The sequence below is a fragment of the Flavobacterium sp. LK-23 genome (assembly GCF_058135255.1).
This window is the reverse complement of sequence record NZ_JBYUVT010000018.1, coordinates 61,755-75,643: the sequence shown is the minus strand read 5'-3', so window position 1 is coordinate 75,643 and position 13,889 is coordinate 61,755. Positions and strand designations below refer to the sequence as shown.

Genomic DNA, 13,889 nt, shown 5'->3' with positions numbered 1-13,889 from the left:
AAATTTTAAACAATCAATTTTCAAACACAACGATTATGAGCATACCAGCAAATTTAAAGTACACAAAAGATCACGAATGGGTTAGCATCGAAGGAGATGTTGCAACTGTAGGAATTACTCATTTTGCACAAAAAGAGTTAGGAGATATCGTGTATGTTGAGGTAGAAACTTTAGATCAGACACTTTCAAAAGATGAAGTTTTTGGAACTGTTGAGGCTGTAAAAACAGTTTCTGATTTATTTTTACCATTAACAGGTGAGATCATTGCTTTTAATGAAGACTTAGAAAGTGCTCCAGAAACTGTAAATTCAGATCCTTATGGAGCTGGGTGGATGATTAAAATAAAAATTGCTGATGCTTCAGAAATTGACACTTTATTGTCTGATCAAGCTTATAAAGAATTAATCGGTGCCTAAACAACTATTACTAATTTGGGCAATTATCTGCTCTGGAATCATTACTTATTTTTGTCTTACAGATTCTAGTAATATACCAGCGGTTAATTTTCCAAGCATTGATAAAATAGTACATTTCTGTTTTCATTTTGGATTTACAATTTCATGGATTTTGTTTTTCAAAAAAGAGTTAAAAGGAAAAGATGCAGACGCTTATAAAGCGTATTTGATTTCTTTTATATTCTCTGTTTTTTTTGGAATTACAATTGAAATTCTCCAAAGCGCTCTTACAGTAACGAGAGCTTCAGATGTTACAGATGTTTTAGCAAATGCACTAGGAGCGGTTGTGGCAGTTTTTTCTGCAATAGCTTTTAAAAGTCAAATCGATAAAATATAATTTCAAAACCCACTTCGGTGGGTTTTTTATTACAAGAAAATCAAGCAGTTAAAAGCTATGTTTTTTCAATATAAAATGTACTTTTGTGCTGGTTTCCTGCAACTTCAATCAAAATGAATGTAAAGCAATATTTAGACTCCACGTATTTGAAAACTGCATCGCAAGCTGGTCTTTCGGAAGCAGAAAATACTGTTGTGGTCAAAAATGCCATTGCCGAAGCAATTCAAGAAGGTTTTAAGCTAATTATGATTCGTCCAGAGTATGTTTCTTTGGCAAAAAACATGATTGTTGAAGCCAATTCTGTTTTGTTGGTTGGAACTGTAATTGATTTTCCAGAAGGAAAGTCAAGTTTGGAAACCAAAATTAAAGAAGCAAACGAAGCAATTGCAAATGGAGCTGACGATTTAGATTTTGTTTGTAATTATGAAGCGTTCAAGAATGGAGATCTCGATTTGGTTAAAAAAGAAATCTTAATTGGAACGCAGATTGGATTGGCAAATGATAAAACAGTAAAATGGATTATTGAAGTTGCGGCCTTAACAGATAAAGAAATTATCCAGTTATCTTCTTTAATAAAACATGTTGTAGTATCTAATTTTAAAGAAGAAGATTTTGATTCTGTTTTTGTGAAATCCTCTACAGGTTTTTATAAAACAGAGAATGATCTTCCAAATGGAGCAACAGTTCCAGCAATAATTATGATGCTCGAAAATGCTTCGCCGCTTTCAGTAAAGGCAGCTGGTGGAGTCCGTTCATTTGAAGAAGCTGCAGAAATGATTCGTTTAGGAGTAAAACGTATCGGAACTTCGGCAGCAAAAGCAATTGTAAATGGAGAAATTTCCCCAAATCAATATTAAATAAATACCCAAATTTTAAGTGAATAAGTTTTTTTTGTCCCTTGTTTTAATTTCTTCGTTCTTTATTGTTTCTGCTCAGCAAAATGGTAATTCTTCTGTTCAGCCAGGTTTTGCGGCAGAAATGTTTCCAGTTTTTCCTAACTGCGAAAATTTAGAAGGTAAAAAATTAGAAAATTGTTTTTATAAAGAAGTTCAAGATTTTGTGTTTGGCAATTTTCAAGTCCCTCAAAAATTAAAAGAAAACAATTATAAAGGAGTGGTAAAAGTACTTTTTGAGGTAAATGCAGAAGGCGAATTTAAAGTAATTTATGTTTCTGCAGAAACTGAAGAATTGTCTGAAGAAGCAAAAAGAGTTTTTAGCACATTTCCAAAAATAAAACCTTCAACTTACAACGGAAAACCAACTTATTCTAAATATACGATTTCTATTGATATACCGTTAAAAAGTGCATCGCAGCTTGCAGCAGAAGCTCAGGCAGCGGCAGAAATCTTAAAGCCAACACAAAAACCAATGACTGAGCTGGATAGTATTGTATACAAAAAATATAATAATCCAGAATTTGATAGTCATTTAAATATTCCTTTTTCACATAGTTATTATGCGCAGTTTGATGCAGAAATGAATCAAGTTGGAATTAATAACCACACGGCATCTAAGCCTTATACTTACGCTGAGGTTTCAAAATATTATAATTTAAGAGCGGTCAATGAATCGTTGCAGAAAAAAACATCGACTTGGCTGGGAAGAAAATGGTGGAATGAGAACTTAGTACAGATTCAAGGAGAGGATTACTGGTTTTCTTTAAACCCGATTGTAGATTTACAAATGGGTAAGGCTTCAGATCTTGATGCATCTTACACTTATGTGAATACTAGAGCGCTAAACTTTAGAGGAGGTTTAGGGAAACAAATTAACTTTACGACTACATTTTTTGAAAGTCAGGGAAGATTTGCAGGGTATTTTAACGATTATGCGGAATCTCTTAAACCATCTGGAGGAAATCCAGCAATAATTCCAGGAGTTGGAATTGCAAAAAGATTCAAAACCGATGCCTATGATTTTCCTTTAGCGGAAGCGAATATCACTTTCGCACCAGGAAAAATATTTGATTTTCAATTGGGTTATGGAAGAAATTTCATAGGTGATGGTTATCGCTCTTTATTGGAAAGCGATGGAGCAAGTCCGTACCCGTACTTTAAAATCAATACTAAATTTTGGAAAATTAAATATACCAATACGTATATGTGGATGAAAGATGTTCGTCCAGAAGTAACAGCCGAAAAGACGTATGCAACAAAATTTATGGCGAACCATTATTTAAGCTGGAACGTTTCGAATAGAGTAAACTTAGGATTTTTTGAATCTGTAGTTTGGACAGACACCAACAATAGAGGTTTTGATGCTAATTTTGTTAATCCGATTATTTTTTATCGTGCAGTAGAATTTGGATCTTCATCTAGAAGTGGGAATGCGCTTTTGGGGATTACAGGTAAATACAAATGGAATAATAACATAAATCTGTATTCGCAGTTTTTGATTGATGAGTTTTCTGTTTCAGATGTTGGAGCGGGAAATCAAAGCTGGAAAAATAAATTCGGATTTCAATTTGGAGCAAAATATTTCAACGCATTTAATGTAAAAGATCTTTTGTTGCAGGTAGAATTGAACAGTGTACGTCCTTATGTGTACTCGCACAGCGCTGTTATTACAAACTACGGACACAACAATCAGAGTGTAGGGCATCAATGGGGAGGCAATTTTAAAGAACTTATTGCAATTGCGAGATACCATAAAGGACGTTGGCTTGCCGATGCGAAATTGACAGTTGGAACAAGAGGTTTGGATTTTGATACCGCAGCAGACTCTTATAACTACGGAGGAAATATCTATAAAAGTTACGATGTAAAACGCCCTTATGATACAGGTGTCAAAATCGGGCAAGGAAATAAAACTAGTGTTTTTATTGCAGATGTTCAAGGAGGATATTTAATTAATCCAATGACAAACTTGAAATTATTTGGAAGTTTGATCTATAGAAATTTTGATCCGACTCAAGAAACGGCAGCAACTTTTAAGCAAAGTACAACTTGGTTTAGTATCGGATTACGTTCAGATATTTTTAATTGGTATTTTGATTACTAGTTTTTAATAAGATTTTTCGAAATAATAGTGTTAAAGAATGCTGAGATCTTAATTTGCAAAGGTTTTATTGAAAAAAATCTATTTTTATAGGCTTAAATTCTACAATCTAATTTGTACATTTGCACCACTCAAAAAAAATACACAAAATACAACGGTATTGAACGCTGCAAAAAATACATTATCAATCAAATCAATATTTCTGGATTTTAAAGAGATTACTAAAGCTGGTTTAGCTATTAGTGTATTGTTCTCTTCAATCGCTGGATATTTATTAGGAGTAGATTCTGAACATCCCTTCAAATGGAGTGTTTTGGCTGTTTTGGCAGTTGGAGGTTATTGCATGGTTGGAGCTTCGAATGCTTTTAATCAAGTAATAGAAAAAGATATCGATTCTTTAATGGATCGTACCAAAAACCGTCCAGTTCCTTCAGGGCGTATGTCTCCTAAAGTCGCTTTATTAGTAGCAAGTTTGCTTACTATTATTGGTATTGCACTTCTTTATACGATAAATGCAAAGTCAGCAATGTTTGCCGCGATTTCTATATTTCTGTATACAAGTGTTTATACACCATTAAAAACAGTAACTTCGTTGTCTGTTTTTGTTGGGGCATTTCCAGGAGCGATTCCGTTTATGTTGGGCTGGGTAGCAGCAACTGGCGAATTTGGCATCGAGGCAGGGACTTTATTCTTAATTCAATTTTTTTGGCAGTTCCCGCATTTTTGGTCTATTGGATGGTTTTTATATGAAGACTATGAGAAAGCAGGAATTTTTATGCTTCCGACAGGTAAAAAAGATAAAGGAACAGCATTACAGATAATATTGTATACAATTTGGCTTATTATAGCATCGTTATTACCTATGTTAGGTTTTACGGGGCAGTTGTTTATTTCTCCAATTGCGGCAGTTTTAGTGTTTCTTTTAGGGATTTGGATGCTTTTTTATGCGGTTCGTTTGTATAAGTTAAGAACTGCAAAGGCAGCGAGAACATTAATGCTCGTGAGTGTTTCTTATATCTCGCTTTTGCAAATTGTATTTATAGTAGATAAATTTTTAAGATAGTTGTTATGGAAATGACATTGAAAACAAATGAAGAGCAAGCAAGGAAATCAAAATCGGCAAAACTGATTCTGCTTTTCGCGATGGTTAGTATGACCATGATGTTTGCTGGTTTAACGAGTGCATTTGTAGTTAGTAAATCAAGAGCAGACTGGTTGAAGAATTTTGAACTTCCTTCAGCTTTCTATTGGAGTACGGCAGTAATTATTGCCTGCAGTGTTACTTTTTACTTGGCAAAAAAAGCCATTCAAAAAGACAATAGAAGTGCGGTTACAGGATTGCTTCTTGGAACTTTAGCTTTAGGGATTTTATTTGTGGTATTACAATTCAAAGGATTTGGACAAATCGTTTCAGAAGGGTATTACTTTACAGGAGAAGGTAGTTCAATTACTACAACTTTTCTTTATGTGGTAACAGTTACACACTTGTTACACTTAGCTGGCGGATTAATTTCACTTTTAATTATAATTTATAATCATTTTAAACAAAAATACAATTCGACTCAAACTCTTGGGATAGAGCTAGGTGCGATGTATTGGCACTTTTTGGATTTATTATGGGTATATTTATTTTTATTTTTATATTTCTTTAAATAAGAAAAAAACGTAAATTTGGGAACTTTTTAACGAATATCTTTTATGGGAGCGACAGTTACTACTGCAAACAACGACGAAAAAACTTGGGGAGGCGGTCACAATGAGCCTTTAGGAGCAAGTTATGGTAAAATGATGATGTGGTTTTTTATCGTATCAGATGCCTTAACATTCTCTGGATTTCTAGGAGCTTATGGTTTTTCTAGATTCAAATTTATTGAAACTTGGCCTTTGGCTGATGAAGTGTTCACTCACTTCCCATTTATGCATGGTGTTGCGGCTCCAATGTATTATGTAGCATTAATGACTTTTATTTTGATCTTTTCTTCTGTAACAATGGTATTAGCTGTTGATGCAGGACACCAATTGAAAAAGACAAAAGTTGCTGTTTACATGTTCTTAACTATTATTGGAGGTTTAATTTTCGTTGGTTCTCAAGCTTGGGAATGGAAAAACTTCATTAAAGGAGAATATGGTGCAGTTGAAACTGCTGGAGGTAGTTTACTTCAGTTTGTGGATAAAGATGGTAAAAGAGTAGCTTTAGCTGATTTTGCTGTTAAATTGCCAGAACAAAGAGAAGCTTTAACAAGAAGCCACTCAACTTGGTTTATGGAAGACGCTCAGTCTCTTCCAACTTACACAGTTGCTGAAGTTCAGGCTGGTTTTAAGGCACACCCTGAAGTTTTAATCAGAACAGAAAAACTTACAGATAAAAAGAAAAAGACAATCTTATCAAGAGAAGAATCTGAAAAACATTTAGCAACAGCTAAATATGTGGTAGAAGGTGCTAACTTGATCAGAAACGAGTACGGTAATAAATTATTTGCTGATTTCTTCTTCTTTATTACAGGTTTCCATGGATTCCACGTATTCTCTGGAGTTATTATCAATATCATTATTTTCTTTAATGTATTATTAGGTACTTACGAGAAGAGAAGAAGCTACGAAATGGTAGAGAAAGTTGGTTTATACTGGCACTTCGTAGATTTAGTTTGGGTATTTGTATTTACAGTTTTCTACCTAGTTTAATTTTAGCATTTAATTATTATGTCACACGAGCACGTATCAAATACAAAAAGAATCTGGTTTGTTTTCGCATTACTTTCAGTAGTAACTACAGTTGAAGTTATTTTGGGTATCTACAAACCTGCATCATTAGAATTTACTCATTTTATTGGTTTGAATTTGTTAAACTGGATTTTCTATATCCTTACAATTTTCAAAGCATACTATATTGTATGGGCATTTATGCACATGGAAGGTGAAAAAAGCAGCCTTAGATGGTCTGTAGTTTCTCCTGTTATCTTCCTAGTTTTATATTTATTGTTTATTCTATTGACAGAAGGACATTATATTTATGGGGTTTTTAAAGATTCTACTATTAAATGGAATTTTTAACATGATATTAATTCGAAAAGAAGCTCCGATTTACGGAGCTTTTTTTATTTTTGTACCTCAATAATTCTCCGTTTATACAATGAAAAAAAATATAGTTCTCTTTGTACTTTTTGTATTGCCAATTGTAGCGTATTTGTTTTTCGCTTCAGGTGTAAATAGTTTTACAACACTTCCTGTAATAACACCAAAAGTGGCCGATTTTGGAAATTGGAATTCATTAAACGGAAAAAAAATCTCCCTTGATAAAAAGATTACCGTGCTAGGTTTTGCTGGTACAAATATTTTAGAAAATAGAGGTAATTATTTTAATCTAAATGAAAAGATCTATAAACGTTATAACGGTTTTGAAGATCTTCAGTTTGTAGTGTTGTGTCCTATAGGAACTGAAAAAGAAGCTCAAAAAATTGTTGATGCTTTATCTCCTTTCACAGATGTTAAGAATTGGAATTTTGTTTTTGCTTCAAAAGAAGAGATACAGAAATTTTATGACGGACTGCATTTAAAAGAAAAACTGAATGAAAACCTTGGAACTTCTAATGTGTATATTGTCGATAAAGAACGCAATCTGAGAGGAAGAAAAGATCAGAAAGAATACAAAGAAGGTTATGATACTTTTCATCCGTCTGAGTTGAGTAATGAAATGCTTGATGACTTCAAGATTATTCTTTACGAATATCGTGCAGCTTTAAAGAAGAATCATAACGCTACAAAGCAACTTTAAAAAATCATTTATAATGTTTAAAAACAAATCATATATCGGAATCTCTTTTGTGATTCTAATCTTCGGGATTTATGCCATTCCTAAAATTGTCGATCGAGTTAAAAACGGTGACGTTGTAAAAGGAAACCGTTTGGACAATGTAGAGGCTAAATCTTCAAAAGATGCGAAGCTTTTGACAATTGGTCCAGCTCCAAAATTCGAATTGACGAATCAAGACAATGTGAAAATTTCGAATGAAACGTATAAAGGAAAAGTTTATGTTTTGGAATTCTTCTTTACAACTTGTCCTTCTATTTGTCCAAAGATGAACATGAGCATGCTGGAGATTGAAAAGACTTTTTTTGGGAATCCTAATTTTGGAATTGTTTCTATTACAATCGATCCGAAACACGATACTCCACAAGTTTTAAAAGACCATGCTAAATTGTTAGGTGTGAAATCTTCAAACTGGAATTTCTTAACTGGAGACAGAAACGTAATTATGGATTTGTCTAATAAAGGATTTAATCTTTATGCAGGAGAAAATGATAAAGTAAGCGGCGGATTTGAGCATTCTGGTTTGTTTGCTTTAATTGACAAAGACGGAAACATTCGATGCAGAAAAGATGAATTCGGAAATCCGAGTATTTATTACGACGGTTTAGACAAAAAAGGAGTTAGAGATATTCAGCAAGACATTAAAATTTTATTAGAAGAATAAAAATGGAAGATAATACTTTAGAGAAAAAATATAACAAGTTTATTATTGCGGTTTCAATTGTAATTCCAGTTGTCGTGGCAATTTTATTTGGTGTTAAATTAAAAGATTTTGGTTTTAATGTAGAACCTTTATCATTTTTACCTCCAATTTATGCAACTACAAATGGTATTACTGCTGTTGTGCTAATTTTGGCTGTTATGGCAATTAAGAAAGGAAATCAAAAATTACACGAAAGATTAATGACTTTTGCTATTGCATTGTCGGTTGCATTTTTGGTTATGTATGTAGCGTATCATATGACTTCAGATTCTACAAAATACGGAGGAGAAGGAGTATTGCGTTATGTGTATTTCTTTATTCTTGTAACGCATATTTTATTGTCAATTGCTATTATTCCGCTTGTTTTGATTACTTATGTAAGAGCGCTTGCAAAACGTTTTGACAGACATAGAAGAATAGCTAAAATCACTTTCCCGCTTTGGTTATATGTAGCAGTAACGGGAGTAGTGGTTTACTTAATGATTTCTCCATATTATGTACACTAAAAAAAATAATATTCAAATCATGAAATTCAAATTTCAAGCGCTGTTTTTTGGAATTTGTTTTTTCTTTATTGGAATTTCTGCTAATGCGCAATGTGCAATGTGCCGTGCGGCTTTAGGAGGAGATTCTAATATCAAAAAGGCTGAAGCTGTAAATGATGGAATTGTTTACTTAATGGTAATTCCTTATTTGCTTGTATTAATAATTGGATATTTGATTTATCGAATGTATTCTAAAAAGAAAAAAGCAGTGTAATTTACACTGCTTTTTTTGTTTTTATTTAAGTCCGTTTACGGAGACATTTACCGTTCCGTTTATTTTGATGAAGGCTATAATGGCTTGATTGGTTAACTGTATTTTATCAAACTGAATGTCTTCCATTTTTCCGTTAACAAATACTCCAGGCATCGGTGAATAGTTCTTTAAGTAGCCTGCCATACTTTTTTTGCCTTCTTCCAAATTCGGTTGGATGGAATAACGGCAGCTTTCTTCCATTTTTCTAAGAATATATCCTTGTGCAAGCCAGTTTGCGGTGCGCATTAATTTGCTTTTGGTGTCTAAGACGTAATCTAGCTTTTCAAAATAAATCTCTTTAGTTTGTGCGTTGTATGAAGGAAATCCATTTAAATAAAGTGTTCCGTTTATAGATCCTAAAACGTCTAAAGCAATGACCATTTTTCCGTCTTTATGCCAAATAGAAACATTTTTTACAGTTATTTTTTTGCTTCCAGAACCAAACTCCTGACCTGCAAAATTTTTGGTCATAATCTTGGATGCATCTACATAACTCGAAATGGCAGCAATATTAGCAGAAATCTGATTTGGGATTTTAGCAACAGGTTTTAGAGCAATTTTGCTAGCATTATATTTTGATTCTGGCTGTTTTCCAACGATGGTTTCCATGTTGCATTTCATTCCCATATCGAGCAAGAAAGAATCGTTTTTCAGTTTTGCATTTGTAGAGTAAATTTCAATTGGAACAATTCGCAGCCAGCTTTCATAGGTATCACTCATTTGAAAAGGAGTAGAAATTTTTTCAACAGCCTGAAGAACGTTTGGTTTAAAATCCATTGATTTTTCAATTGCTCCATCAATTTCCTTTTCTAGCTGGTTTTTAAAAATAGAAATAGCTGGATTTATTAAATAAGTAATCGGCATGTTTTTGCCAAATACAGTCATTGTTGGGCTTTCGTTCCAATTTAGAGACTTGAACTCTGTTTTTGTTGTTAGTTTCCAATTGGTAAGAGTGGTTTCGCTAGATAAAGTTATCACTCCGTTTAGGTTAAATTCTCTAACGTCGTAGAGCTCTATCCCCATTTTTTTTGTTCCGATTCGATATTTGATATTCGCTTTAAGCGGTAAAATCGTTCTAATTTTTTTATTCGGATTTGATGGATCATTTTGAATTTTGATCGGAGCCTGTTTCCAGATTTTCATTTCAATATCATCATCTTGGATGTTATTATCCTCATAAATCAATCCGTTAAGGAGCGTGTTTGTCTGATTTTCGATATCACTTAATTTAATCGTAATAGGAAGATTGATAAAAGACGGACTGCTATCATAAACTAGCGGGCTGGCATCATCGGGTTCAGGTTTTAATGTTTCTAATTTTGAAGTTGAAGAACAGCTTGTTAATACGGCAAGCACCGAAAACATTGTAATAATAGAAGTAAGCTTCATTTTAGTATGAATTTTTAGACAAGGTAAAATTACAAAAACAATCATATTTTCTGAAAAAAGTGTAACAATAACCAAAAAAGGTAGTCTAATATAAAATAGGTAACTTAAGTATTAACTTTTTATTATCATAAATTACTTAATAAATACGTTATTATTGTCTAAAAAATTTAACAATACCATGATTGAAATTAAAGATTTACACAAATCCTATAAAATGGGAAGTTCACAATTACATGTATTAAAAGGGATTAATTTTAATATAGAGGAAGGAGAATTGGTTGCAATCATGGGATCGTCTGGTTCGGGTAAATCAACACTTCTTAACATTTTAGGAATTCTGGATGAAGCCGATTCAGGAAGTTATATTTTAGACAAAACACCAATTAAGAAATTAAACGAAACAATTGCTTCAAAATATCGTAACAAATTTTTAGGTTTTGTTTTTCAGTCTTTTAACTTAATAAATTACAAAACAGCATTAGACAATGTAGCGATGCCCTTGTATTATCAAGGTGTTAAAAGGAAGGAACGTTACGAGATAGCGATGAAGTATTTGGAGAAAGTAGGTTTGGGTTCTCATGTTAACCACTTGCCAAATGAACTTTCTGGAGGTCAAAAACAGCGTGTTGCTATTGCAAGAGCATTAGCTTCGAATCCGAAAGTATTACTTGCAGATGAACCAACGGGAGCTCTTGACACCAAAACTTCTTATGAAGTTATGGAACTTATTCAAGGCATTAATGACGAGGGAAAAACAATTTTGATTGTGACACACGAACCCGATATTGCAGCAATGTGCAAAAGAAATGTAGTCCTAAAAGATGGATTAATTATCGATGATAAAAGAGTAGAACAAGTTAGAGCTTCGTCTTATGTTTAATATTGAACGTTGGCAGGAAATATTTGAGGCCATTTCTAAAAACCGTTTAAGAACATTCTTAACGGGAGTCTCTGTGGCTTCGGGAATTTTTATTTTGGTAATCTTGCTTGGTGCAGGAAAAGGTCTTCAGAACGGAATTGAAAAACAATTCGAACGCGATGCGGCTGGAATTATAGAGGTTTGGTCTGGAACTACTACTAAAGAATATAAGGGATTAAATCCGGGGAGACAGATTCAATTTCGCAATAGCGATTATAATCAATCGGTACAGAAATTCGAAGATAAATTAGATTTGAGAGCCTCAACAAATAATTATTGGGGGCAGTCTTTTGCTTATGGGAAAGAATCTGGTAGTTATCAGTTTAGAGGAGTAAATCCAGATTATGGAGGAATTGAGAATTTAACCATAGTTCAAGGCCGTTATGTAAACGCAAAAGATTTAGAAAGTAATGCAAAAGTGGCGGTTATCGGTATGAAATTAAAAACCGATTTGCTTAAAGATAAAGAAGCAATAGGAGAAGAAATCCTAATTAACAACATTAACTTTAAAGTTGTCGGAGTCTTTACAGATCCAGGAGGAGAAAGAGAAGAAACTCGTGCTTATTTGCCTTTAACTACAGTTCAGAAAACATTTGGAGGTGGCGATAAAATTAGCAACTTGTTTTTTACCCTTAAAAAGACAAGCGATTATGATGAAGCATTGGCTCAGTCTGAAAAATTTACCCAAGATTTAAAAAACTTATTAAAAAGTAAAAACGTAGTAGCTCCAGAAGATGATGGTGGTGTAGGAGTTTATAACTCGGTTAAAGACGCTAAACAGTTTTACGATTTAAATTTATATATCAGACTCTTTTTCTGGTGGGTTGGTATCTGTACCATTATAGCAGGAGTTGTTGGAGTAAGTAATATCATGCTTATTATTGTAAAAGAACGTACAAAAGAAATCGGAATTAGAAAAGCACTGGGAGCTTCGCCTTTTTCTATTATCACGATGATTCTTCATGAATCAATTTTCATTACAACCATTGCTGGTTTTGTGGGGTTATTGGCCAGTCTTGCTTTATTGGAGTTCGTTGGTCCGATGGTTCAGAGTGAGTATTTCAGAAATCCTGAAGTAGATTTTAGTGTAGCTTTAACTACTTTGGTATTACTTGTTTTTGCCGGAGCAATGGCAGGATTTTTCCCAGCCTACAGAGCAGCCAAAATTAAACCTATTGTAGCACTTAGAGACGAATAATTATGTTTAAAAAAGATAATTGGGACGAGATTTTACAGGCCTTAACCGCCAATCCTTTTAGGACTATCCTAACAGCTTTTGGTGTTTTTTGGGGTATTTTTATCTTGGTAATTTTACTTGCTGCAGGTAATGGTTTGGAAAATGGGATCAAAAAAGGTTTTGACGGAATTGCGACCAATACCATGTTTATGTGGAGCCAGACTACTTCTAAGGCGTATAAAGGTTTGCCAAAAACAAGACGTTATGACTTTAGAAATAGTGATGTAACAGCTTTAAAAGCAGCATTGCCAGATTTATTATATGTTTCTCCGAGAAATCAATTAGGTGATTTTAACGGAACAAATAACGTGGTAAGAGGCACAAAAACTTCTGCATTTACAATTTATGGAGATTACCCAGAGCTGATTAAACAACAGCCGATGGATATTATTAAAGGAAGATTTGTAAATCAGCAGGATATTGAGCAGAGAAGAAAAGTTTGCGTAATTGGTAAAGGAGTTATCAGTGAGCTTTATGGTAAAGAGGAGGAAGCGATTGGAACTTATATAAAAATTAACAGCATTAATTTTATGGTTGTTGGGGTTTATAAATCGAAACAGCAGGGAGGAAATGCAGAACAGGAACAAAAGAATATTTTTATTCCTTTTACAACTTTTCAGCAAGCCTTTAATTATGGAGATAAAGTAGGATGGATGGCGCTTACCGCAAAAGATGAAACTTCTATAACCGATTTAAAACCTAAAATTTTAGAGATTATAAAAGCATTGCATTCTATAAACCCGACAGATGAAAGAGCGGTTGGAAATTTTGATTTGTATGAGCAGTTTAATAAAGTACAAAGCTTATTTAATATCTTAAAAGTAATTGCGTATTTCGTAGGAACATTAGTTTTGATTTCGGGCGTAATCGGAATTTCGAACATCATGTTGATTGTGGTAAAAGAACGCACAAAAGAAATCGGAATTAGAAGAGCTTTGGGCGCTACTCCTGGCGCAATTAGAGGGCAGATACTATCTGAGTCCATATTTTTAACCATTATTTCGGGTATGCTCGGAATTGCTGTTGCAACAGGAATTATAGCACTTTTAAATATGGTACTAGATTCGATGCCTCCTGATCAAAATACTATGTTTGCCAATCCAACTGTAGATTTAGGAGTTGTATTTGTAGCATTAATTATATTGGTCGGATCTGGTTTGCTCGCTGGATTTATACCGGCACAGACCGCCATCAATGTGAAACCCGTAGATGCATTAAGGACAGAATAAATTATCAATCAAAATAA

At 33.5% G+C, this 13,889-nt stretch carries 16 protein-coding genes; 15 read left to right on the top strand and 1 reads right to left on the bottom strand.

Annotation, left to right across the window (positions count from 1 at the left end; translation table 11 throughout):
- The first annotated feature begins 35 nt into the window (after positions 1-35).
- The 12 genes from gcvH to AC3Y25_RS20360 all read left to right on the top strand — a co-directional run bounded on the left by gcvH (position 36) and on the right by AC3Y25_RS20360 (position 9,059).
- On the top strand, positions 36-416 hold the full coding sequence (gene gcvH / locus AC3Y25_RS20415) for a glycine cleavage system protein GcvH (RefSeq protein WP_095927914.1): 381 nt from the start codon (positions 36-38) through the stop codon (positions 414-416).
- Positions 409-792 carry a VanZ family protein gene (locus AC3Y25_RS20410; RefSeq protein ID WP_428237023.1) on the top strand — a complete coding sequence of 128 codons (384 nt, stop codon included), beginning with the start codon at positions 409-411 and terminating at the stop codon, positions 790-792. The genes gcvH and AC3Y25_RS20410 overlap by 8 nt, the downstream gene beginning before the upstream one ends.
- 113 nt (positions 793-905) lie before the next feature.
- Complete coding sequence (gene deoC, locus AC3Y25_RS20405) at positions 906-1,649, top strand: deoxyribose-phosphate aldolase (protein ID WP_489903997.1); 744 nt, start codon at positions 906-908, stop codon at positions 1,647-1,649.
- Positions 1,650-1,668: 19 nt separating this feature from the next.
- A complete protein-coding gene (locus AC3Y25_RS20400) occupies positions 1,669-3,792 on the top strand; it encodes an energy transducer TonB (protein WP_489903996.1) in 2,124 nt (707 codons plus the stop codon).
- Between the two features lie 157 nt (positions 3,793-3,949).
- Positions 3,950-4,852 (top strand): heme o synthase, encoded by a 903-nt coding sequence (gene cyoE / locus AC3Y25_RS20395; RefSeq protein ID WP_427872181.1) that lies wholly within the window; start codon positions 3,950-3,952, stop codon positions 4,850-4,852.
- Between the two features lie 5 nt (positions 4,853-4,857).
- Positions 4,858-5,445 carry a cytochrome c oxidase subunit 3 gene (locus AC3Y25_RS20390; protein WP_379796103.1) on the top strand — a complete coding sequence of 196 codons (588 nt, stop codon included), beginning with the start codon at positions 4,858-4,860 and terminating at the stop codon, positions 5,443-5,445.
- 42 nt (positions 5,446-5,487) lie between these two features.
- Positions 5,488-6,471 carry a cytochrome c oxidase subunit 3 gene (locus tag AC3Y25_RS20385; protein WP_095927908.1) on the top strand — a complete coding sequence of 328 codons (984 nt, stop codon included), beginning with the start codon at positions 5,488-5,490 and terminating at the stop codon, positions 6,469-6,471.
- Between the two features lie 18 nt (positions 6,472-6,489).
- Complete coding sequence (locus AC3Y25_RS20380; RefSeq protein ID WP_095927907.1) at positions 6,490-6,840, top strand: cytochrome C oxidase subunit IV family protein; 351 nt, start codon at positions 6,490-6,492, stop codon at positions 6,838-6,840.
- A gap of 79 nt (positions 6,841-6,919) precedes the next feature.
- Entirely contained in the window at positions 6,920-7,561 is a 642-nt protein-coding gene (locus AC3Y25_RS20375) for a hypothetical protein (protein WP_320492727.1), read from the top strand.
- A 13-nt stretch (positions 7,562-7,574) separates the two neighbouring features.
- Positions 7,575-8,261, top strand: a complete 687-nt coding sequence (locus AC3Y25_RS20370) for an SCO family protein (RefSeq protein ID WP_489903995.1) — start codon at positions 7,575-7,577, stop codon at positions 8,259-8,261.
- Between the two features lie 2 nt (positions 8,262-8,263).
- On the top strand, positions 8,264-8,806 hold the full coding sequence (locus AC3Y25_RS20365) for a DUF420 domain-containing protein (protein ID WP_489903994.1): 543 nt from the start codon (positions 8,264-8,266) through the stop codon (positions 8,804-8,806).
- Between the two features lie 19 nt (positions 8,807-8,825).
- Entirely contained in the window at positions 8,826-9,059 is a 234-nt protein-coding gene (locus AC3Y25_RS20360; RefSeq protein WP_489903993.1) for a hypothetical protein, read from the top strand.
- A gap of 21 nt (positions 9,060-9,080) precedes the next feature.
- Here AC3Y25_RS20360 and AC3Y25_RS20355 read toward each other — a convergent pair whose 3' ends face one another.
- Entirely contained in the window at positions 9,081-10,487 is a 1,407-nt protein-coding gene (locus AC3Y25_RS20355) for a DUF4403 family protein (protein WP_489903992.1), read from the bottom strand.
- Between the two features lie 178 nt (positions 10,488-10,665).
- Between AC3Y25_RS20355 and AC3Y25_RS20350 the strand changes: the two genes are divergently transcribed.
- From AC3Y25_RS20350 to AC3Y25_RS20340, 3 genes are read left to right on the top strand one after another with little or no spacing between them, the layout of a single operon-like run.
- Positions 10,666-11,367, top strand: a complete 702-nt coding sequence (locus tag AC3Y25_RS20350) for an ABC transporter ATP-binding protein (RefSeq protein WP_095928196.1) — start codon at positions 10,666-10,668, stop codon at positions 11,365-11,367.
- Positions 11,360-12,604 (top strand): ABC transporter permease, encoded by a 1,245-nt coding sequence (locus AC3Y25_RS20345; protein WP_379796115.1) that lies wholly within the window; start codon positions 11,360-11,362, stop codon positions 12,602-12,604. Before AC3Y25_RS20350 ends, AC3Y25_RS20345 begins: the two co-directional genes overlap by 8 nt.
- A gap of 2 nt (positions 12,605-12,606) precedes the next feature.
- On the top strand, positions 12,607-13,872 hold the full coding sequence (locus AC3Y25_RS20340) for an ABC transporter permease (protein ID WP_489903991.1): 1,266 nt from the start codon (positions 12,607-12,609) through the stop codon (positions 13,870-13,872).
- Positions 13,873-13,889: the final 17 nt, after the last annotated feature.